We start from the raw sequence: 19,184 nt of genomic DNA, 5'->3' as shown, positions 1-19,184 counted from the left end.
CAACCGTGCCCTCCTGATCACAAGAGACGACGACGGAGACTCCTCCACCTACCTGCGCCTGCGCGTCTTCCTTGAAGGAGCGGTGCTCACAAACACCACCACCATCCAGACTGACCCGTAACGGGTTGAAACAATATCCCTACACCCCCGCCTCCACATTTCTGTCCACACCGTACCACTGCAATTTGTCATGCAAACGCACCACCTCGCCGACCATCAGCAATGTCGGCGGTGACACCTCGCAGTCGCGCGTCAGCGCGGTCAGGCTGGACAGGTCGCCCAGCAGCACGCGCTGGTCGGGCAGCGTGCCGCGCATGACCAGCGCCGCGGGTGTTTGCGGCGGCAGGCCGTGGCGCACCAACTGCGCGCAGATGGTCTCCAGCCCGACCAGGCCCATGTAAAACACCAGCGTCTGCGACGGGCGCGCCAGCATCTCCCAATCAAGGCGCACGCTGCCGTCTTTCAGGTGGCCGGTTACGAAGATGCAGGCCTGGGCGTGGTCGCGGTGCGTCAGCGGAATGCCGGCATACGATGCGCAGCCGAGCGCCGCAGTGATGCCCGGCACCACCTGGAACGGGATGTTGCGCTCCATCAGCGTCTCGATTTCCTCGCCGCCGCGCCCGAACACAAACGGGTCGCCGCCCTTCAGCCGCAGCACCTTGCGCCCTTCCAGCGCAAAGCGCACCAGCAGCGCGTTGATGCGCTCCTGCGGCATCGCGTGCCGGGCGCGTTCCTTGCCGGCGTAGATTTTTTCTACATCGTCGCGCAGCAGTTTCAGGATGGAGTCGGACACAAGGCGGTCGTAGAGCACGACATCGGCCTGCTGCATCAGGCGCAGCGCCTTGATGGTGAGCAGGTCGGGGTCGCCGGGGCCGGAGCCGACCAGGTAAATCTCGCCGGTGTGGGCGGCGCCGTTGCCGGCGTTCAGCAACTGTTCCAGTTCGGCCTCGGCCTGCGGCAGGCGCCCGGCGAAGACCTGGTCGGCGACGCGCCCGCGCAGCACCTTGTCCCAGAAGCGGCGGCGTTCGCGCGGCTCGGCGAAACGCGCCTTCACCTTCGGGCGGTAGCGGGCGGCGAGGCCGGCAAGCGTTGCGTAGGCCGCCGGGATGCAGCCGGCCAGGTGCGACTTCAGCAGGCGCGACAGCAGCGGTGACACGCCGTCGGTGGAGATGGCGATGCGTATCGGCGCGCGCTCAATCAGCGACGGGAAGATGACATTGCCGCGGTCCGGTTCGTCAACGACATTGACGGGGATGTTCAGCGTTTCGCATTGTTCGGCGATGTTGCGGTTGACGGCGTGGTCGTCGGTGGCGGCGACGACCAGCGACATGCCGGACAGGTCGGCGTTTGTGAACGGGCGTTGCTTGATGGCGCAGGCGCCTGTGCACGCAGCGTCGCGCATGGACGGCGAGATGGCCGGGGCGACGACGGTCAGCGACAGGCCGCCTTCCAGCAGGCGGCGCGCCTTGCGCGCGGCGACTTCGCCGGCGCCGACGACCAGCGCCCGCTTGCCCTTCAGTTTCAGGAACAGCGGCAGGTAGTCCATGCGCCTAATCCATGCGCCGCGCCGTCACAGTGCGCGCGGCGGGGTGGCCGCGTGTTTGCGCGGGAAAGGCGGGGGCGGGTGCATGGCGGCCATTGTTGCAGCACGCGGTTACAGCACGCGCGCCAGCACGACGGCGTCTTCGCGTCCGTCGCTTGACGGGTAGTAGTTCCTGCGCCTGCTGATGCGGTTGAAGCCTTCGGACAAATACAGGTTCTGCGCCGCCGGGTTGTCGGCCCGCACTTCAAGTATCGCGCGCACGGCGCCGCGGCGCGCGGCGATGCCCAGCAGGCACCGCAGCAGCGCGCGGCCATGGCCGCGGCGGCGGAAGTCCGGATGGATGCACAGGTTCAGCAGGTGGCATTCGCCCGCGCCGGCGGCCATCACGCCGTAGCCGACGATGCGGCTGCCGCGTTCCAGTATGCGGCACTCGCAGCCTTCGTGCAGGCAGCTGAGGAACACGCCGGGGTTCCACGGAAAATCGAAAACGCGGCGTTCAACGGCGCAGACGGCGTCGAGGTCGTCCTCGCGCATCGGGCGCGGGGGTGGGTGCGGTGTTGGGTGCGGCGACGGATGCAGCAGCGTGTATGCGGCGGGCGTGCTCATGCCAGTTCCCTGCCGACGGTGCGGCACGCCAGTTGCAGGTCTTCCCATGCGGCGCGTTTTTGCGTCGGCGCGCGCAGCAGGTAGGCCGGGTGGTAGGTTACGACGACCGGGATGTCGGCGCCGGGCAGTGTGTGGACGCGCCCGCGCATCTTGCCGACCGGCGTTTGCTCGTTCAGCAGCGCCGACATCGCAACGCCGCCCAGCGCGATGATGATTTGCGGGCGGATGAGTTCAATCTGGCGGCGCAGGTAGTTGTCGCACTGCAAGACTTCCTCGGGCGCCGGGTTGCGGTTGTCGGGCGGGCGGCATTTGACGACATTGGCGATGTACACCTCCTCGCGCGCGAAACCGATGGCCTTCAGCATGCGGTCCAGCAACTGGCCGGCGCGACCGACGAAAGGTTCGCCGCGGCGGTCTTCCTCGGAGCCGGGCGCCTCGCCTATCAGCATCCAGTCGGCGTTTTCCGCGCCGACGCCGAAGACGGTTTGCGTGCGTGTCTCGCACAGCGGGCAGCGGCGGCAGGCGCTGACTTCCTGTTTCAGTGTTTGCCAGGCGTCGGCGGGCATGTTTGGGGGGGGTGGTGTGGGTGTGGATGCAGGCGCTGTTTCAGGCGCGGCGCCGGGTGCAGACGCGGGCGCGGATGCAGCCGCTGTTTCAGGCACAGCGGCGGACGCGGGCGCTGTTTCAGGCGCGGCGGCCTGTTCGGGCGCGGGCGCATGCTCGCGGTCGCGGCGGCCATAGGCTTCAATGCCCATGTGTTCCAGATAAGCGAGTTTGCGCCGCAAGAGATTCAGATGCCCTCCCGTTGCGGGTGCGCGACGGGCGCGGTCTGGCGCAGTTTGTTCAGCGCATTGATGTATGCCTTCGCCGACGCGATGACGATGTCGGTGTCGGTGCCGAGGCCGTTGACAATGCGGCTGTCGCGCAGCAGGCGCACCGTTACCTCGCCCTGCGAGTCGGTGCCGGTGGTGATGCTGTTGACCGAATACAGCAGCAGTTCGCTGCCGCTGCAAACGACCTCCTCGATGGCCTTGAATGTGGCGTCCACCGGGCCGCTGCCCTCGGCCTGCGCGCGCTGTTCGCTGTCGTCCAGTTCCAGGCGCACCTCGGCGCACGGCGTGGCGCCGGTCTCGGAGGTGACCTTCATGGACAGCAGGCGGCAATACTCGACCTCGTCCCAGCCGGCGCTTTCCGAAACCAGCGCCTGCAAGTCTTCGTCGTAGATCTCGTTCTTCTTGTCGGCCAGCAGTTTGAAGTTGTCGAACACGCGGTTGAGTTCATCGTCGTCATCAAAGACGATGCCGAGTTCGGCCAGGCGCGTGCGGAAGGCGTTGCGCCCGGAATGCTTGCCGAGCACGATGCGGTTGGCCTTCCAGCCGACATCCTCGGCGCGCATGATCTCGTAGGTCTCGCGGAACTTCAGCACGCCGTCCTGGTGGATGCCGGACTCGTGCGCGAATGCGTTGGCGCCGACGATGGCCTTGTTCGGCTGCACCGGGAAGCCGGTGATGCCCGACACCAGCCGCGACACCGGCACGATTTGCGTTGTGTCTATGCCGGTGTCGCAGTCGAACACATCCTGGCGCGTGCGCACCGTCATGACGATTTCCTCGAGCGATGCGTTGCCGGCGCGCTCGCCGAGGCCGTTGATGGTGCACTCGACCTGGCGCGCGCCGTGGCTGACCGCGGCCAGCGAGTTGGCGACCGCAAGCCCCAGGTCGTTGTGGCAGTGCACCGAGAACACCGCCTTGTCGGCGTTCGGGATGCGCTCGATCAAACTGCCGACGAGGCACCCGAAATGGGCCGGCAGGCTGTAGCCGACCGTGTCCGGGATGTTGATGGTGCGCGCGCCGGCCTCGATGACCGCCTCAATCAGGCGGCACAGGAAGTCTTCGTCCGAACGGCCCGCGTCTTCCGGCGAGAACTCGACATCGTCGGTGTGGCGGCGCGCCTGCGTCACCGCGTGCACCGCCTGTTCCAGCACCTGCTGCGGCGACATCCGCAGTTTCTCGCGCATGTGTATCGGCGACGACGCGATGAAAGTGTGTATGCGCTTTGATTTCGCCTGTTTCAGCGCGCCGGCGGCGCGTTCAATGTCCTTGTCGAGCGCGCGCGCAAGGCCGCACACGGTGCTGTCGGCGACCGTCGCCGCAACCGCCGCGACCGCGTCGAAATCGCCGGGGCTTGCAATCGGAAAGCCGGCCTCGATGACATCCACGCGCATTTTCTCCAGCGCCCTGGCGATGCGGACCTTCTCCTCTTTGGTCATGGACGCGCCCGGGCTTTGCTCGCCGTCGCGCAGCGTCGTGTCGAATATGACCAGTTTTTTTTCTGCACTCATCAGTGCCTCCTCATCCGGATTGAAAAGTTCGGTAAAACGAATGTGCGTACCAGGCTCGCCAGCCGTGTCACAACGCCGCTATCGCGGCAGTCGCAAACGGAGGGGCAACAGAAGGGGTGCGGCGGCGCCCGCAGGCGCGCCGGTGGCGGTCGGGAAAGTGTTCGCCGGGTGGTTCATGGGGGCATTATAGGCATAGAGGGGCGGGGATTGCAAACCGGCGGCAAGGGCCGCCGGCGTCCGTCATGCCGGAAAGAACAACCACCTCACGGCGGCAGTGCCAGGAAGACGCCGTTGTTTTTTCCGGCCACCTCGCGCATCAGTGTTCCGAAGCGGTGGTTTTGGGGGCTGACGAAACCGATTGCGTGGACCCTGACGATGGGTTTGCCGCTGATTCTGTCGGTGTTCAGTCTTTCCAGGGTTTTGATGACGGCGTCGTAGGAAGGGCCGGTGTAGTCGTCGCCGAAGATGTAGATGGATATTTTGTCTTGCTTGCCGGCGTAGTCTTGCAGCGCCACTTCCAGCCCCTCCACCGGGCTGCTGTTGGAGATTGCGCCCCAGTTTTGCACCGCGTTGAGTATGCTTTTTCTCCTGCGCGGCGTGTCCGGTATCCACTTTTTTTTGTAGGCGCTGATCAAATAGACGCCGTTGTCGTTGAGTATCTGAAAACCCCGGACTTTGGGGTGAATGTCCAGGATATTTTCCACGGTCTGCATCACGCGCGCCCAGATCGCCTGCATGCTGCCGGAGGTGTCAATGATGAAAATCACATAATTGCTGTCCACCGGTATGCCGGCGACTTCGCGGTCGCGCTCGGTGGCGGTGTCGCGCGAGATGGACGCGCGCTTCATCGTTTCGCGGACGGCCTCCAGCCCGCTGCGCTCGTTTTTCAGGTCCGCCGCCGCGGCCTGTTTCTTTTTGAGTTCCGCCTCGCGGGCGCTTTGTGCAACAAGCGCGTCCTTGTTGCGCGCCCTGTCTTCGTCCAGTTCCCGCCGGAGTTGCTCCAGCCGGTCGGACAACCGCTGAATGCTGTCCTCGGTCTGAAATGTGCGGTTCAGCAGCGCGCTGACATCGGTGTTGTCGTCCGACACGGTGAAGCCGGATTTTGTCACCAGCAGCAGCAGAACGATGGCGCCGAACCCGCAGGTGACCACATCCAGGAAAGAGAGGCTGAAAATATCGGCGCTTCTGCGGCGGCGTTTCATGGCCACCCCGCCGCCGGCGTCAGCATCAGCCCGCCGGTGACGGCGGCCCAGTTCCAGAAGTTGGGCGCAGCCGCCGGGTCTCCCTCCAGCGGAAACAGAATGACATTGACCTTTTCTCCGCCGGTCGGCGGCGAACTCTGCAAAGCCGCGCGAAACAGTTTTGCACGGCACTCGCCGGAGATATTGCTGCTTTTGCCGAAGATGGAACGGCACGACGAAAGAAACGACGGCCTGGTCACCCCTTTGGTCGGCAAGCCGTCGGTTATCAGATAGATGTTCGTCGCCCGCGGGCGCAGTTTCCGGAGTTCATTCAGGCCGGCTTGCAGGTTGGTGGCACCGGAGGGCACCAGTTTTTCAATCTCCCCGAACAACGCGCCGAGGGCGGCCCGGTCTTGCGAGTTGTTCCAGGCGACGGCGCCGAGTGTCCGGGCCGCGCCGTTGAACACAATGACCGCCACCTCGCTCTTCTCCGGCAGGCGGTTCAACAGCCAGCGCACCGCCTTTTTTGTTCTGCGCCATTTCGGCCCGTTTTTCTTGTTTGCATCGCTGCCGCTCTTGCGAACCACAATGTCCACCAGTTTCTCGTCCGTCATTGAAGCGCTGTAATCCACGAGAATCGCCACCCGCCTGCCTTCCACCTCCAGCCCCGTCAGATACTGCTCCTCGCCGACGGACTCATCCGGCACGACATCGGCGGCCTTGCGGACGGCGTCTTTCTCCATTGCGCTCCTCAACTCCGCGTTTTTTCTTTTCTGCGCCGCCATTTGTTCGCCGAGGGCGGCGATGGTTTGCTCGATGCCGCGCAACTTTTCTTTCAGTTCCGCGCCGAGTTCGCGCTCCCCGGCGCCGCGCTCGCCGATTTCGCGCACCTGTTCCTGCAACTGCCGCTCCTGCCGTTCCAGCGTCTCCAGTTCCGCCAGCACGATATCCGCCTCCACCGAACCCTTGTCCACATTGTGCTTGACAATCAGGAAGATGAGGATGACCGCGCCGAGGCCGCACGACATCACATCCAGGAAGGCGAGATTGAAGCCTTCGGTCTTGCGGCGCCTACGCAAGGCCGCGCCTACGAACTGATGCGGTTGAGAAGAAACTTCTCACAATACGCCTGGGTCTCCACCAGCACGCCGTCTTGCGCGCGCTGCAACTGGTGCAGGAAAAACATCAGGAAGATGCTGATCAGCAGCGCCACAAAAGTGGAGTTGAAGGCGACGCCGAGGCTGTCCGTCATCGTCGCAATGTCGCCGGCGAGCGCCTTCTCGGCCTGCGACAGCGCCTGGCCGATGCCGCGCACGGTGCCGATAAACCCGACCGACGGAATCGCCCAGATCAGATAGCGTATCGTGGAATTCTCCGCTTCAAGGCGCACGCCCTGGGCCTCCACGCTGGCGTTGATCGCATCGGAGGTGTTCTGCACATCGCGCGTGATCAGGTAGCGCCGCAGGCTGGCCTTCAATGTCTCCACCAGCGGGGTTTCGGTGATGTGCCCGGGCAGTTTTTCCAGTTCCTCCAGCACGGTGCCGAGGCCGGTTCTGTCGGCGCCGGCGTCTTGCAGCAAATCCACCGTGAACAAATAGCGCCGCGAAACCAGTTTTGTGTAGCGAACCGCCATCAGGTACAGGCCGTAAATCATCAGGACAATGCAAATCTCCTGCTCCAGATCCTTCAGAATGACGAAAAGGTTTCTCGGGGCCGACTGCCCGGCCTGGCGCGCCGCCTCGATGACGAGTTCGGCCTGCGGGCGTATCAGCCCGATGTACACAAGATGCACCGCGATGAACACGCCGACAAGGACAAGCACATTCACCCAGATGTCGCGATGGTTGGCCGGCATGTCAGATGTCCACCGGAAAGGTCGTCGGCGAGTTGAGGCCGATGGCGGGCGCGGTCCAGGCGAACCCGCCGCCCGCCAGATAAGCCGCAGCAACGGCGACGGCGACCGCCGCCAGTATCGCGTAAAAAATCCGGTTAGTTTTTGTCATCATTTTCACCTCCATACAGGTATCTTGCCACACGAAAGCCCAGGTCGTCGCGGCCCGCCACCGAGGTCTCCCTGAAAGACGCCCGCAACTCGGTCAGCGTGGCGGAACGCCAGTTGGAACCCTTGAACACATGCGAGCCGCCGCCGGCAGGCCCCGTCGGGTCGGTCTCGACGCCGCCGTCCGCGGCAGGCGGCATCAGGGAATACACATCGTGAACCCATTCGCTGACATTGCCCGACAAATCATACAGGCCGGCCTTGCCGGCGGCAAAACTTCCCACCGGCGCCAGTTCGCCGAAGCCGTCGGTGTAGTTCGGAATATACATCTTGAGCGCGCCGCGGGCGGACTGGTCGGCGAGATTGCCGGCGCCCGCCGGCACGGCGGACTGATCGCCCCAGGTGAAGCGCGTTTGTTGGCGGCGCCCGGCGCCGCGCGCCAGCCATTCCCATTCCGCCTCGGTCAGCAGGCGGTAGCCGTCGGCGCGGGCGTTGATGCCGAGATAACGGTTGTCTTGCAGGACATAAAAAGGCCGCAGTCGCTCCCTGGCGCTGAGCCAGTTGCAGAATGCGGCGGCCTCAAGCCAGGTCACGCCGGTGGCGGGAACGCCCGCCTTGCCCGCGGACGGCGCCGCCTTGTAGCGGCCAAACTGCCCCGCCGTCGTCTCGTGCAAGGCCGCATAAAACGCCTTCGTCAGCCGGACTGTTCTCTGAAACTCGTTGGCGCGCTGGCCCTGTTCATGCCGCGGCGCGCCCATTGCAACGACGCCGGGCCTGGCGAACAACCGCAAGGTCATGCCGACGCTGTTCCGGTAGGTCGCCGGGCTTTCCGCCAGCCGCGCCTGCAATTCCGTCTTCAGCGCCACATCCATTCTTTTGGCGCCGGAGGCGGCGGGGGTCAGTTTTTGTGTGACGCTGCGATAGCCTTCCCTGGCGACGGTGATGCGGTGTTCAACGGCCCTCAGAGACACGGTCATCGGCGTGGCGCCGGCCTCCTTGCCGTCAATCAGCACGGTGGCGGGCGGCCTGGAAAGGATTTCAACAACGCCGGTTTCCTCGCGCAATGAGAACCGCACTTCTTGCTCGGCCCCGGGTTGCAATGTGAAGGTCTTGCTCTGCGGAAAATAACCGGCGCTGGAATAAGACGCCGTGTGGCGGCGCATGGAATCCACCCGCACCGCGCCGCCGCCATCGGTGCGCCTGCCGTTCAGCAGCAGCCGGCCTCCCTGCGGTTGCAGATTGAAACGGACGAACGCATCCTGCGGCGCCAGCCGGTAGTTTCTGGCGATGCCGGTTTCGGCGTTGGTGATTTCAACGGTGTCGCGAAGGTTCTTGTATCCGGGATGGCTGACCTCTACGACATGGCGGCCACCGGCGACGGCATAGGAAGCGGGGGCCGCCGCTTGCGCCGCGCCGTCAATGGAAACGGCGGCTCCGGCAGGCTCGGTGGTGATTTGCAGGCGGCCTTCAAGCGGCAGCAGGCGAACCTGTTCGCGCACTTCCTCCCCCGGCTCCGCAAAAACCTCAAGCCCGGCTTTGCGGTAATGCGGATGGTTGACGACCAGCGTATGCGTGCCCGGCTTCATCTGCACCGACAAACTTTGCGAAGTGGCGACCAGCGCGCCGTCCACAAGCCAGCGGGTGGCGGCGTCTTCGGGCACGGTCGCAACGCGCAGCCTGGCCGGCGCCTCGCGCATCACGACTTCAACAAAGGTGCTTTGCTTGTCCGCCGCAACGGCGACTTCCGCGGTGACAAAGCCCGCCGCTTTCACCTCGATCACCACTTCGCCGAAAGCATACGCTTTTTTGCCCAGCGTGAATCCAGGCCCCTGTTTGATCCGCAACCCGGCCCTGTCGTCCGCTTTTTGCGGCGACACGACGACCGATATGCCCTGGGTTGCTATCCAGAACATGGCCAGCACCGCGGCGACGGCGGCGGCGCCGAGGGCGATGAAAAGGAAAATACGGTGCTGCCTGGCCCGCGCCTGCCGGAGCCGCGAGTCAAACCCGTTCATCGCAAATCAGCGTCACTTCCGGCGGCGCGGCGCCGGGGCGCACCTCGACCTGAATCAATTTGGACTGGTAGCCCGGACGCCTGCCCTCGAAAGTGTAGGTGCCCGGCCTCAGGTCAACGGTTCTTTCACGGGTTCTGCCCACTTCGCCGACGCCGCGCACCAGAATCCTGGTTTTGTTGTCGGAGCGAACGACCACCTGCACCGGCTTTGCATAACCGGCAATCAGCGTTTCAAGCGAGCGTGCCTGCTTTTCAAGGCCGGGGCTTATCCGGTAAAAAGCCTGCGCGCGCCGCACCGCCTCCGCGGCCAGCGCCGCCACATTCTCCGAAGACAGCCGCTGCGGGCGCGCCAGATAATCGGCGATGTCGTTGTGCGCGCCGACCACCTGCGCGGCCAGTTTTGCGCCGTCAACCGCCTCGGCATCGGCGGCGTCCACCGCCGCGGCCTGGCCGTAGGCGGCGCGGGCGCCGTTCCAGTCGTCCCTTGCAGCCGCCTGGCGCGCGGCGCTTAAATGTCTTTGCATCGTCACTTCGCGGTCCAGCCGCCGGATGTTGCGGCGCAGCAGCGAGACTTCCTCGCGCGCGGGGTATATCTTTTCGGCCTGCCGGATGAATTGCAGCGCGCCGCGCAGGTCGCGTTTGGCGACGGCGTCCATGCCGCCGGCAATGTGGGCGGCAAAATCCCGCTCCGCGATTTCCGCGGCAAGCGCCTGCAACCGCGCCCGCACATCCTCGCGCGCCGAATCCAGGCGCACGACTTCTTCCAGATGATCTCTCTGCGAGCGGTGGTCGTTCTCGGCCCGCGCCCTGTCCGCCAGCGCCAGCAACCGGATGACTTCCGGCAAAACGGCGATGCGCGATTGCAGCGCGCGGGCGGCGGCCTCGTCCGGTTTCAGCGTCAAGGCGAGGGCGATGCCTTCGCGCGCGGCCTCCACATCGTTCATCCGCAGGCCGTGGGCGGCGGCTTCCATGCCGGCGCGGTATTGATTGGCGGCGAGTTTCAACGCATCCCCGGCGGCGTCGGCGGCGCCTTGCAACAGGGCGACGGCGGACGGGTAATTGCCGGCGTTGAAGGCGCGCAGGGCTTTTTCCTTGCGCGCGAGGATGTCGTCGTTGATGTCCGGCGCCCAGGCGGCGACGGACACATTCAGCAGGGCCGGTTCCGTTTCCAACTGAAAGGTTTTGAGTTGCCGCTTGAAGTTTTCTCTCGCGGCCAGCGCATCACCGTCGTCGTCCGCCGCGCCGCCGCCGTCGTCCGCGCCGCGTGCCGGGGCGCCGCCGCTGTCGTCGGCCACCCATGCCGGCAGGGCAAAATACAGCACGGCGGCGGCAACGGCGAGCACCAGCCCGGCGGCCAGCGCGACCAGCGCCGCCGTCTTTTTCCTGCCGGCGCTCGCCTCCCTTGCAAGAAAGACTTTCTTTTCAGTGGCGTTGACCATCGCCGGCTTATATCCGGACTTGCGGCGTCGCCTCCTGCCTGTAAATGCGCTTCAGATAATCCCGCCACTGGCTGAACTGCTGTTCGGCGTTGCCGGTGAGTTCCACCGTCTTGTCCTCAAACTCAATCACCTGCGGCGCGAGGTCGGCGTGAATGGACTCGCCCAGTTCGGCGAGGGCGTCGCGGTGCACCTTCATCTCCGACCTGGTCTGAAAACTTTTCGCAATCAGGGCGGCGCCCGTCAGCGCCCCCGCCGCCGCCGCGCCCTGGTGTGTGGAAGAGTCGCTGTTCGCGGCCATCGCAATGCTAAGCCCGGCGACAACGGCGCCGAGTATGCCTTCCACCACGGCCTTTCTGTACGCCTCGCGGGCGGCCTTGGCCTCGGTGAAACTCTCCTTTTGCCAGACCGAATAACTCTCGTCCATGCGGCTGCTGAAACCGTCGTAGTGCGCTTGCAGACGATCAACAAACAACTGGTCGCGCACCCGGATGGCGCGGGTTCGCACCAGCATCGGGTCGTCGGCGGCGGGCAGGCTCGCCAGTTGGAAGGTTTTGCCCTTGCGCTCAAGGTGTTCGCCGAACGCGCCCGGCGAGTAACTGGCCGCAAAGCGCATGTCGGCGATTGATTTCAGCAGCGCCAGTTCGCGGGCGCGCTTTTTACGCAGCAAGGCGGCGATGTCGGCGGCGGCCTCGGTGAACACCGGCTGATACGGGTCCTTGCCCTCGTTTCGCAAATCCCGGAAGAACGCCTCCTTGACGCGGTGCTTGTAGGTCTTGCGGTGCCAGCGTCTGCCGGAAATGTCCACCACTTCAATCTGCACCGCCACATCTTCGCCGTTGGACTCCTTGATGGCGCCGATGACATACAAATCCGCGGTCGCCTTTGCGTCGGGCGTGACGCGCACCGCGCCGAATACGCCGGTGTTTTCCAGCGCCTGTTTCGTCTGCAACGCGAACCGGTTGGCCTCGGCGCGGCGCAGTTCGGGCCAGACATTCTCTTCCTCGTAGTCGTCCGGGTCTTCCGGCAGGCCGGGGTTGAAAACCGGAACGGCGACATCCAGCCTCGGCGTGCCCTCGGGCAGGCCGGCGGCGGCGGCCTGTTCATCGTTGATGGCAACGCCGGGGCCGACGGAAAGCCCGCCGGATGAACCGCCCAGAAAACCGCCGGTGGTGACACAGGCCGACAACAGCAGTGTCAGGGGGATCAGGGGAATCAATCCCGCTTTTGCGATTTGGCGTTTCATTGTGGCTTCTCCTCCATGGTTGACTTCTTGATCGGAAGGTTTTTGTATCTGCGGTATTCATTCCACAGTCTTTCCCTCTTTTCGGGGTCTTGTTCGGCCTGCGCCGCCGCCCGGATTTGCGCCTCAAGCACGCTGTCGTTATCGGCGGGAGGAATGTCCTCGGGCAATTTGCCGCTGCCCGGCATGGCCTGCGGCTGGCGATCCGTCCCGGTTTGCGGAGACTGAAGCGCCGTTTCCTGCGCCGTGCCGTCTTCTTTCTTGTCGCTGTCGGGTTCGGTGCCGGAAACGGATGACGACGGCACGGATTGAACGGCGCCGTTATTGCCGCCGCTGTCGCCGGCGTTGCCGCTGCTGCCGCTGTCGCCGCTGTTACCACCGCCGCCGCTGCCACCGCCGCTGCCGCCGCCGGCATCACTGCCGTCGTCGGACGAGAGCGATGTCTGGCAGCGTTCAAAGCGCGCCAGCGATTCATAAAACGCCTTGTCCATGCGGGCGGTTTTTTCAGCGGCGGTGAGGACTTTGCCGTCCTCCTCGTACGGAATCTCCACGCGGCTGCAATCGTCATAGACGGAAGCGGGGGCGTCCTGCTCCCCGCCCCGCGCCGCCGACATCAAAAGCAGCGAGGCAATAACAGGCAATCCGGCGATGAAGTTCATCTGATACATCGTATTCGGCCCCGTTTCCGGGCCATGCTTATTGTAGCACTCACCCCCCGATATACGACATCTCCACCTTCTCCAGCGCGACGGTCTGTTCGCTTCTCATTTCCGAGTAGCGGTCGGCGCGGGAGCGCCACAAATCCCGCAGCCAGTTGCCCAGGTATTCGTCCGAATGGCGTTCGCGCAGCAGGCGGCGCAGGTCGTGGCCGCGGGTGGCGAACAGGCAGGTGTAGAGGCGCCCGTCGGCGGACATTCTGATGCGGGTGCAGTCGCCGCAGAAGGGTTGGGTTACCGACGAGATGAAGCCGATTTCGCCGGCGCCGTCGCGGTAGCGCCAGCGGCGGGCGACTTCGCCGCGGTAGTTGGGGTCTGCCGGTTCAATCGGGAATTCGCGGTGGACGGCCTTTATCAGTTGCGCGGTCGGCGCCACATCATCCATCTTCCAGGCGTTGCTGTGGCCGACATCCATGTATTCGATAAAGCGCAAAATGCAGCCGCTGTTGCGGAAGTGGCGCGCCATCGGCAGCACCTGGGCGTCGTTGACGCCCTTGCGAACGACCATGTTGACCTTGACCGGCGCGAAACCGGCGGCGCGCGCGTTGTCTATGCCGCGCAGCACGCGGTCCACCGGAAACGCGACGCCGTTCAGGCGCGAGAACACTTCGTTGTCGAGCGCGTCGAGGCTGACCGTCAGGCGCCGCAGCCCGGCGTCTTTCAGCGCGCGCGCCTTGTCGGCGGTGAGCAGCGCGCCGTTGGTCGTCAGGCTGATGTCGGCGACGCCGAGGGCCGCGATCTTGTCTATCAGCACCTCAAGATGGTGGCGTATCAGCGGCTCGCCGCCGGTGAGGCGGACTTTGCGCACGCCGAGGCCGGCGAACAGCGACACGACGCGCGCGATTTCCTCGAACGACAGCAGTTCGGCGCGCGCCATGAAACGGTAGTCGGCGTTGAACACCTCCTTCGGCATGCAGTAGGTGCAGCGGAAGTTGCAGCGGTCGGTTACCGAGATGCGCAGGTCGCGCATTGTTCTGCCCAGTTGGTCGTGCGGTGCGTTCATCACACCCCCTATTATAAGGACTGCGGCGGATTGCGGCGGCGTGGAGCGGGCGAAGGGAATCGAACCCTCCTCACCAGCTTGGGAAGCTGGGGTAATACCACTATACTACGCCCGCCCGGAAGGCGCGCTCGGAGAGCCGCCCGGAGCGCATGAGCCGCAAGCGGCGGCTAATTTTTCCGCAGTTTTTCCCTGACGCGCGCGGCCTTGCCGGTGCGCCCGCGCAGGTAATACAACTTGGCGCGGCGCACCTTGCCGCGGCGCTTGACGCGGATGCCGTCTATCAGCGGGCTGTAAGTCTGGAACACGCGCTCGACGCCCTCGCCGTTGGATATCTTGCGCACGGTGAACGACGAGTTCAGCCCGCGGTTGCGCCGGGCGATGACGACGCCCTCAAACGCCTGCACGCGCTCGCGGCTGCCCTCGCGCACCTTGACCTGCACGACGACGGTGTCGCCCGGCGCAAAGTCCGGGATTTCGGCGTTCATCATGCCGGCTTCTATTTCTCGCAGCAGTTCAGGCATTGTCTTTGTCCGCGGGTTGCGCGGGCCGCGCTTCGGGTTTGCGGGACTGCTTTTCGTCGAGATGTTCGGCGATCATTTTCTTTTCCTCATCGTTCAGGCGGCGCGCCCGGAACAAATCCGGCCTTTTCTCGAAGGTTCTGACCAGCGATTGTTTCAGGCGCCAGCGGCGGATGGCTTCGTGGTTGCCGCCGAGCAGCACCTCCGGCACCCGCGCGCCGCAGTATTCCGACGGACGAGTATAATGCGGACAATCCAGAAGTCCAGTCATGAAGGAATCCTGGCGCGCCGATTCGCCGTGCCCGAGCACGCCGGGGCGCTGGCGCATCACCGCGTCGGCCAGCACCATCGCGGCCAGTTCGCCGCCGCTGATGACATAGTCGCCGAGCGACCATTCCTCGTCCACCTCCAGTTCCACCAGGCGCTCGTCCACGCCCTCGTAGCGCCCGGCCAGCAGCACCAGGCCGTCGAGGCCGGCCAGGCGGTTGACCTCGGCCTGCGTCAGGCGCCCGCCGCGCGGCGTCAGGTGGATGACGCGAAAGCGCCCGGACTGGCGGGCGCGCGCCGCGTGCAGCGCCTTCGCAAGCGGCGCGGCCATCATCACCATGCCGGGGCCGCCGCCGTAGGGGCGGTCGTCCACCGCGCCGTAGGCGTTGTCGGCGTGGTCTCGCGGGTTCCATGCCTCCAGCGTCAGCAGACCGCGTTCAATGGCGCGCGCGACGACGCCGCCGCTGGCGAGCGCGGCGATCATCTGCGGAAACACCGTTACGATGTCAATTCGCATCGCACCATTCCCTGGCGGCGAGCGCGGCGGTTGCCTGCGGGAACATGGTTGCGGTGTCAGTTCGCATCGCACCATTCCTTGCGCCAGTCCACCTGGATTGTGCCGCCGCGCGTGTCCACCCGCTTGACGACATCATCAATATACGGAATCAGGCAGGTGGCGCCGGCGGCGGACACTTCAAGCACATCATTGGCGCCGGTGGCAATCAGGCGCGACACGGCGCCCAGCACCTCGCCGCGCAGGTTGACGACTTGCAGGCCGGTGAGTTGAAACCAGTAATATTCGCCGGGCGCGAGTGGCGGCAACTGCTCTTTGGTGATGGCAATATCAAGGTGCATCAGGGCGAGCGCCTGTGTGCGGTCTTCAATGCCCGCGAGTTTGGCGACGAGGCCGTTGCCGTGCGCGCGCACTTCGGTAACTTCGTATTGCTTCCACGGGTTGCCGCCGATGAGCCAGCGGGGGTAACGCGCGATGTCTTGCATGGGTTCGGTGTGGGAGTGTATGCGTATCCAGCCGTCGCAGCCGAATACGCCGGATATGGTGCCGATGGGGAGGATGTTGGGGGTGTCGGTGGTGGGGGTGGTGGCGTCGGTGGCATTGCCGGCGGTGTCGGTGGTGGCGGCAATGGCGATGTCAGTGGTGGCATCAGCGGCGGCGGTGGCGTCGGTGGTGGCGGCAATGGCGGTGTCAGTGGTGGCATCAGCGGCGGCGCCGGTGGTGGCGTCGGTGGTGGCGGCAATGGCGGTGTCAGTGGCGGCGTTGCCGGACTTTCCGTTCTGTGCCATGCGGGTTTGCACGGCGCGCCAGCGGGCGCGCCGGTGGGGGGTTAAGAGGGTTTGGGGGAGTCCGGAGTTTTGGGGGGTTCCGGTGTCGGGGTTTCCGCAGATGCTTCCGGTTTGGCGGATGACTCTTGTTTGGCTGAGTCTTCCGGTTTTGCGGACGCTTCCTTTGTGGCGGACGCCTCTTGTTTGGCCGGGTCTTCCGATTTTGCGGATGCTTCCGGTTTGGCCGATTCTTCCGATTTTGCGGACGCTTCCGGTTTGGAGGATGCCTCTTGTTTGGCCGAGTCTTCCGATGACGCCTCTTGCGTGGCCGAATCTTCCGGCGCGGCGGACGCTTCCGGTGCGGCGGCCTTGTCAGGCTCTGCCGATGCTGCCGGTGTTTCTGATTTGGCCGGCGCCGCTTTTGCCGGTTTCGCAGGTTTCGGCTTGCGGGCGCCGCCGGACTTGACCAGCGAAGTCACGCGGTCGGACAGTTTCACGCCCTGCCCGCGCCAGTAATCGAGCCGCTCGCTGTCAATCTCAAAGCGCGTTTCACTGGTCAGCGCGCGCGGATTGAAATAACCGATGCGCTCAATATAGCCGCTGTCGCGCCGCCGGCGCGAGTCGGTCACGACGATGTTATAAAAGGGCCTCTTCTTGGCCCCGCCTCTTGCCAGGCGAATTACTACCATTGGATTTTCTTGGGTTTGGGTTGCAGGTTTGGTTGAGGGGGGCATTTTACCCTATTTTGGGCGGGGGTCAAAGGCTGCCCGGGGAGTGCCGGGGCTGCCGGGCTGGTTCGTCATTTGCCGCCGCGCCTGATGGTATGCCTGCTTTGGCATATATCGGTTTCTGGCTTTGTAAATCTGGAGCATCACCTTTATTCATTGTTCTTTTTCCACTTGTGCACCACCTCTATTTCATCGGCTGTAACTGTTTTAACCTTGATGGGCCAGTTGTCTTCCCAGCGGGGAAATTCCACCTCGTAGGCTTGCTCATCAGTTCTGGAATAAACAAGAACAATGGTGCCTTGTTCACCGCGCTTCAGGCCGTCTTTTTCGTAAGCGTCAGTGGTAAGCCTTACGACATCCAGTTCTTTCATCATCGGTTTTCCTGGCTCTCCGCTGTTATCGCTTTTGATTATGCCTATTTAACTGACCTCATCGGCATCAAAAAAATCCAAAGACCAGATTTCTTTGGCTATTTCGTAATAAAGCTGTTGCCGTTCTTTCATATCGCTTGATTTAAATTCAGAATGAGGTTTAAAAGAAAGCCCGGATTTTTCCTTATACCTCAGAAAATCAGGCTCTCTGCTATAACAATCCTCGTGCAGCGATTGTGCCAATAAATTTTCTTTCAGATAATACTTGACTTTCTTCTCATAGAGGTCTGCGCCATGAGCTGCATTAGTAGAGGCAGGAAGCAAAAGCAAACCACCAAGCATATTACGCTTTTTCTTAAACTCTTCATTCTGATCGAATTCATCCCTATGATGTTCCACTTTGTCGGCCCAGATATGTTCAATCTCATACCTGCTCTTTCCTTGAGCAAAGAAATATTGAGCAAAAGTCGAGGGCTTGTTTGATTCTTGCTCAATATGCTGAGTTAATCTGCTGAGAAAAAATTTTATAAACTTCTTGTTCTGCCCATGCAGCCTTAACTTCAAAAGCCCATGCAGGTCTTCTTTGGTCTCGCTCAACCTGTCTTTCAAAATCTGCCCCAACTCCTCAATAGATTTATCTCTAATATCTATAACCAGCCTGGACAGAGTATACCGAATAGAACTTAGTGAAAAGTTCCGGCGGTTTGCGCCTCGATAAACACAAAAAGTTTCTATGTACCTGGCAACTATATTAAGTTTCCGCTTAACCAACTTTTCATCTGGTATGTCACCTTCAGTAATAGGGGCCAGAAAGAGCGGGTCCGCCAGTGAGCTGGCAATCCCCCACGCATGGGTGTAATGTAAATGCTCAAGACCTTCGGTAAGCTCTCTCTTTGCATCATAAATTTTTCTGTAAATTGTAGAATAGTTTACAAATTTTGGTCTCACAAACGAAGCAAAGTCTCCTGATTTACGGAGGTTGATTTTTTCCGCGCCACAATCCTTGACCCATGTATGAAAGCGTGCGCTGATTTTTTCAAAGTCTTCATTAACCGCGCCTTCCCCACCAGTTCGAATGGTCACAGCGTATTTTGCCCTCAACCACGCCTGGAAAAACTTCAAATCCTCATCCTTGCTGTAGCTGCGCAGGCAATTTATTTGCTCTTTCCAGACATCATTGATGCCGGTTCTGATTTCACTTTCTTTTATGTGTGACAGTATGTACCCTTTCAGCATCTCGCTGGCAGTGAGGTTCAAACCTCGGTCATTCATGGTTTCAAATATTGTGTAGGCATTATCCACCGAGTGTGCTTCAATAACCACGAAGACAACCTTATGAATCAGCCAATTAACAAAGAACGGAAAAATATTTTTCCCCCTCAATTTATCGGAAAGCATATCGCCAATACTTTCATATCTTGCCAATATATTCTGGGTTGACTCATCATCGTCATCTTCCATCGAATACCGGCCATCCTTATACAAGGCTTCTATACATTTAGTTCTTTCACGGACATCTATATTGAAAGTGTATTTACCAAGATGCTTTTTGCGGATTAGGCTAGGCAGTGTGTCGGGAATGTCGTCCGAGTTATATCCCTCCTCCTCTATCAAGTTATTAAGATAAATCAGTAAGAGAGTCAGCGAGGTTAAGCGCTGTTGGCCGTCGATTATTGACGATTTCGTTCCTTTGTTGCTGAGAATAACCGGTCCCAAATAGTAACCGTTGTACTTATCAACATCTTCTAAATCATGATCTTCAGAATAATTGCTGAAAAAGGCTGACTCTAAATCGCCAATGAGTTGATCCATATGCTTGTGTTCCCACCGATATTCCCTTTGGAAATAGTCGATGACATATTTTCTCGACAATACTCTCTCAACAGTGAGAGCTTCAGCATCTATTTTATTTTCTAATGTATCCATGATTTGGCGCC

At 62.2% G+C, this 19,184-nt stretch carries 19 protein-coding genes and 1 tRNA gene; all 20 read right to left on the bottom strand.

The features are described from left to right. Window positions 1-139: 139 nt before the first annotated feature. Window positions 140-1,546, bottom strand: a complete 1,407-nt coding sequence (cysG, locus tag OXU50_06475) for a siroheme synthase CysG (protein MDD9869521.1) — start codon at window positions 1,544-1,546, stop codon at window positions 140-142. 108 nt (window positions 1,547-1,654) lie between these two features. Further along, window positions 1,655-2,077, bottom strand: coding sequence for a ribosomal protein S18-alanine N-acetyltransferase (gene rimI / locus OXU50_06470; protein MDD9869520.1), 423 nt, complete (start codon window positions 2,075-2,077; stop codon window positions 1,655-1,657). A gap of 68 nt (window positions 2,078-2,145) precedes the next feature. Then, a complete protein-coding gene (locus OXU50_06465) occupies window positions 2,146-2,904 on the bottom strand; it encodes a uracil-DNA glycosylase (protein ID MDD9869519.1) in 759 nt (252 codons plus the stop codon). Window positions 2,905-2,939: 35 nt separating this feature from the next. Next, entirely contained in the window at window positions 2,940-4,490 is a 1,551-nt protein-coding gene (locus OXU50_06460) for a 2-isopropylmalate synthase (GenBank protein ID MDD9869518.1), read from the bottom strand. A gap of 263 nt (window positions 4,491-4,753) precedes the next feature. Continuing rightward, the gene (locus OXU50_06455) at window positions 4,754-5,692 is read right to left on the bottom strand and encodes a hypothetical protein (protein MDD9869517.1); all 939 of its coding nucleotides are present in this window, start codon (window positions 5,690-5,692) and stop codon (window positions 4,754-4,756) included. Further along, the gene (locus OXU50_06450) at window positions 5,689-6,750 is read right to left on the bottom strand and encodes a VWA domain-containing protein (GenBank protein ID MDD9869516.1); all 1,062 of its coding nucleotides are present in this window, start codon (window positions 6,748-6,750) and stop codon (window positions 5,689-5,691) included. Before OXU50_06450 ends, OXU50_06455 begins: the two co-directional genes overlap by 4 nt. An 8-nt stretch (window positions 6,751-6,758) precedes the next feature. Then, entirely contained in the window at window positions 6,759-7,526 is a 768-nt protein-coding gene (locus tag OXU50_06445) for a MotA/TolQ/ExbB proton channel family protein (protein MDD9869515.1), read from the bottom strand. A gap of 1 nt (window position 7,527) precedes the next feature. Beyond that, a complete protein-coding gene (locus tag OXU50_06440) occupies window positions 7,528-7,677 on the bottom strand; it encodes a hypothetical protein (protein MDD9869514.1) in 150 nt (49 codons plus the stop codon). Continuing rightward, on the bottom strand, window positions 7,661-9,685 hold the full coding sequence (locus OXU50_06435) for an SUMF1/EgtB/PvdO family nonheme iron enzyme (protein ID MDD9869513.1): 2,025 nt from the start codon (window positions 9,683-9,685) through the stop codon (window positions 7,661-7,663). The genes OXU50_06440 and OXU50_06435 overlap by 17 nt, the downstream gene beginning before the upstream one ends. Further along, a complete protein-coding gene (locus OXU50_06430; GenBank protein MDD9869512.1) occupies window positions 9,672-11,123 on the bottom strand; it encodes a hypothetical protein in 1,452 nt (483 codons plus the stop codon). The genes OXU50_06435 and OXU50_06430 overlap by 14 nt, the downstream gene beginning before the upstream one ends. A 7-nt stretch (window positions 11,124-11,130) precedes the next feature. Further along, window positions 11,131-12,366, bottom strand: coding sequence for a hypothetical protein (locus tag OXU50_06425; GenBank protein MDD9869511.1), 1,236 nt, complete (start codon window positions 12,364-12,366; stop codon window positions 11,131-11,133). Continuing rightward, window positions 12,363-13,022, bottom strand: a complete 660-nt coding sequence (locus OXU50_06420; GenBank protein ID MDD9869510.1) for a hypothetical protein — start codon at window positions 13,020-13,022, stop codon at window positions 12,363-12,365. The genes OXU50_06425 and OXU50_06420 overlap by 4 nt, the downstream gene beginning before the upstream one ends. 49 nt (window positions 13,023-13,071) lie before the next feature. Further along, entirely contained in the window at window positions 13,072-14,082 is a 1,011-nt protein-coding gene (moaA, locus tag OXU50_06415) for a GTP 3',8-cyclase MoaA (protein MDD9869509.1), read from the bottom strand. Between the two features lie 41 nt (window positions 14,083-14,123). Next, window positions 14,124-14,197: transfer RNA gene (locus OXU50_06410), tRNA-Gly, on the bottom strand. A gap of 52 nt (window positions 14,198-14,249) precedes the next feature. Beyond that, window positions 14,250-14,603 (bottom strand): 50S ribosomal protein L19, encoded by a 354-nt coding sequence (rplS, locus tag OXU50_06405; protein MDD9869508.1) that lies wholly within the window; start codon window positions 14,601-14,603, stop codon window positions 14,250-14,252. Next, window positions 14,596-15,384 carry a tRNA (guanosine(37)-N1)-methyltransferase TrmD gene (gene trmD / locus OXU50_06400; protein MDD9869507.1) on the bottom strand — a complete coding sequence of 263 codons (789 nt, stop codon included), beginning with the start codon at window positions 15,382-15,384 and terminating at the stop codon, window positions 14,596-14,598. Before trmD ends, rplS begins: the two co-directional genes overlap by 8 nt. Window positions 15,385-15,440: 56 nt before the next feature. After that, entirely contained in the window at window positions 15,441-16,169 is a 729-nt protein-coding gene (rimM, locus tag OXU50_06395) for a ribosome maturation factor RimM (protein ID MDD9869506.1), read from the bottom strand. A 41-nt stretch (window positions 16,170-16,210) separates the two neighbouring features. After that, complete coding sequence (rpsP, locus tag OXU50_06390) at window positions 16,211-16,882, bottom strand: 30S ribosomal protein S16 (GenBank protein ID MDD9869505.1); 672 nt, start codon at window positions 16,880-16,882, stop codon at window positions 16,211-16,213. A gap of 143 nt (window positions 16,883-17,025) precedes the next feature. Continuing rightward, on the bottom strand, window positions 17,026-17,250 hold the full coding sequence (locus tag OXU50_06385) for a DUF4926 domain-containing protein (protein MDD9869504.1): 225 nt from the start codon (window positions 17,248-17,250) through the stop codon (window positions 17,026-17,028). Window positions 17,251-17,295: 45 nt separating this feature from the next. Then, a complete protein-coding gene (locus OXU50_06380; protein ID MDD9869503.1) occupies window positions 17,296-19,173 on the bottom strand; it encodes a DUF262 domain-containing protein in 1,878 nt (625 codons plus the stop codon). Between the last annotated feature and the right edge of the window lie 11 nt (window positions 19,174-19,184).

Source organism: Gammaproteobacteria bacterium, assembly GCA_028817225.1.
GTDB lineage: Bacteria > Pseudomonadota > Gammaproteobacteria > Poriferisulfidales > Oxydemutatoraceae > Oxydemutator.
Note: the sequence above shows the minus strand (reverse complement) of the source record. Positions and strands in the feature narration are given on the sequence as shown.

What these genes read in the sequence shown, in the direction of transcription:
- cysG (MDD9869521.1), bottom strand. Translation starts at nt 1,546, where the DNA reads ATGGACTACCTGCCGCTGTTCCTGAAACTGAAGGGCAAGCGGGCGCTG.
- rimI (MDD9869520.1), bottom strand. Translation starts at nt 2,077, where the DNA reads ATGCGCGAGGACGACCTCGACGCCGTCTGCGCCGTTGAACGCCGCGTT.
- OXU50_06465 (MDD9869519.1), bottom strand. Translation starts at nt 2,904, where the DNA reads ATGGGCATTGAAGCCTATGGCCGCCGCGACCGCGAGCATGCGCCCGCG.
- OXU50_06460 (MDD9869518.1), bottom strand. Translation starts at nt 4,490, where the DNA reads ATGAGTGCAGAAAAAAAACTGGTCATATTCGACACGACGCTGCGCGAC.
- OXU50_06455 (MDD9869517.1), bottom strand. Translation starts at nt 5,692, where the DNA reads ATGAAACGCCGCCGCAGAAGCGCCGATATTTTCAGCCTCTCTTTCCTG.
- OXU50_06445 (MDD9869515.1), bottom strand. Translation starts at nt 7,526, where the DNA reads ATGCCGGCCAACCATCGCGACATCTGGGTGAATGTGCTTGTCCTTGTC.
- OXU50_06440 (MDD9869514.1), bottom strand. Translation starts at nt 7,677, where the DNA reads ATGATGACAAAAACTAACCGGATTTTTTACGCGATACTGGCGGCGGTC.
- OXU50_06435 (MDD9869513.1), bottom strand. Translation starts at nt 9,685, where the DNA reads ATGAACGGGTTTGACTCGCGGCTCCGGCAGGCGCGGGCCAGGCAGCAC.
- OXU50_06430 (MDD9869512.1), bottom strand. Translation starts at nt 11,123, where the DNA reads ATGGTCAACGCCACTGAAAAGAAAGTCTTTCTTGCAAGGGAGGCGAGC.
- OXU50_06425 (MDD9869511.1), bottom strand. Translation starts at nt 12,366, where the DNA reads ATGAAACGCCAAATCGCAAAAGCGGGATTGATTCCCCTGATCCCCCTG.
- OXU50_06420 (MDD9869510.1), bottom strand. Translation starts at nt 13,022, where the DNA reads ATGAACTTCATCGCCGGATTGCCTGTTATTGCCTCGCTGCTTTTGATG.
- moaA (MDD9869509.1), bottom strand. Translation starts at nt 14,082, where the DNA reads ATGAACGCACCGCACGACCAACTGGGCAGAACAATGCGCGACCTGCGC.
- rplS (MDD9869508.1), bottom strand. Translation starts at nt 14,603, where the DNA reads ATGCCTGAACTGCTGCGAGAAATAGAAGCCGGCATGATGAACGCCGAA.
- trmD (MDD9869507.1), bottom strand. Translation starts at nt 15,384, where the DNA reads ATGCGAATTGACATCGTAACGGTGTTTCCGCAGATGATCGCCGCGCTC.
- rimM (MDD9869506.1), bottom strand. Translation starts at nt 16,169, where the DNA reads ATGGCACAGAACGGAAAGTCCGGCAACGCCGCCACTGACACCGCCATT.
- rpsP (MDD9869505.1), bottom strand. Translation starts at nt 16,882, where the DNA reads ATGCCCCCCTCAACCAAACCTGCAACCCAAACCCAAGAAAATCCAATG.
- OXU50_06385 (MDD9869504.1), bottom strand. Translation starts at nt 17,250, where the DNA reads ATGATGAAAGAACTGGATGTCGTAAGGCTTACCACTGACGCTTACGAA.
- OXU50_06380 (MDD9869503.1), bottom strand. Translation starts at nt 19,173, where the DNA reads ATGGATACATTAGAAAATAAAATAGATGCTGAAGCTCTCACTGTTGAG.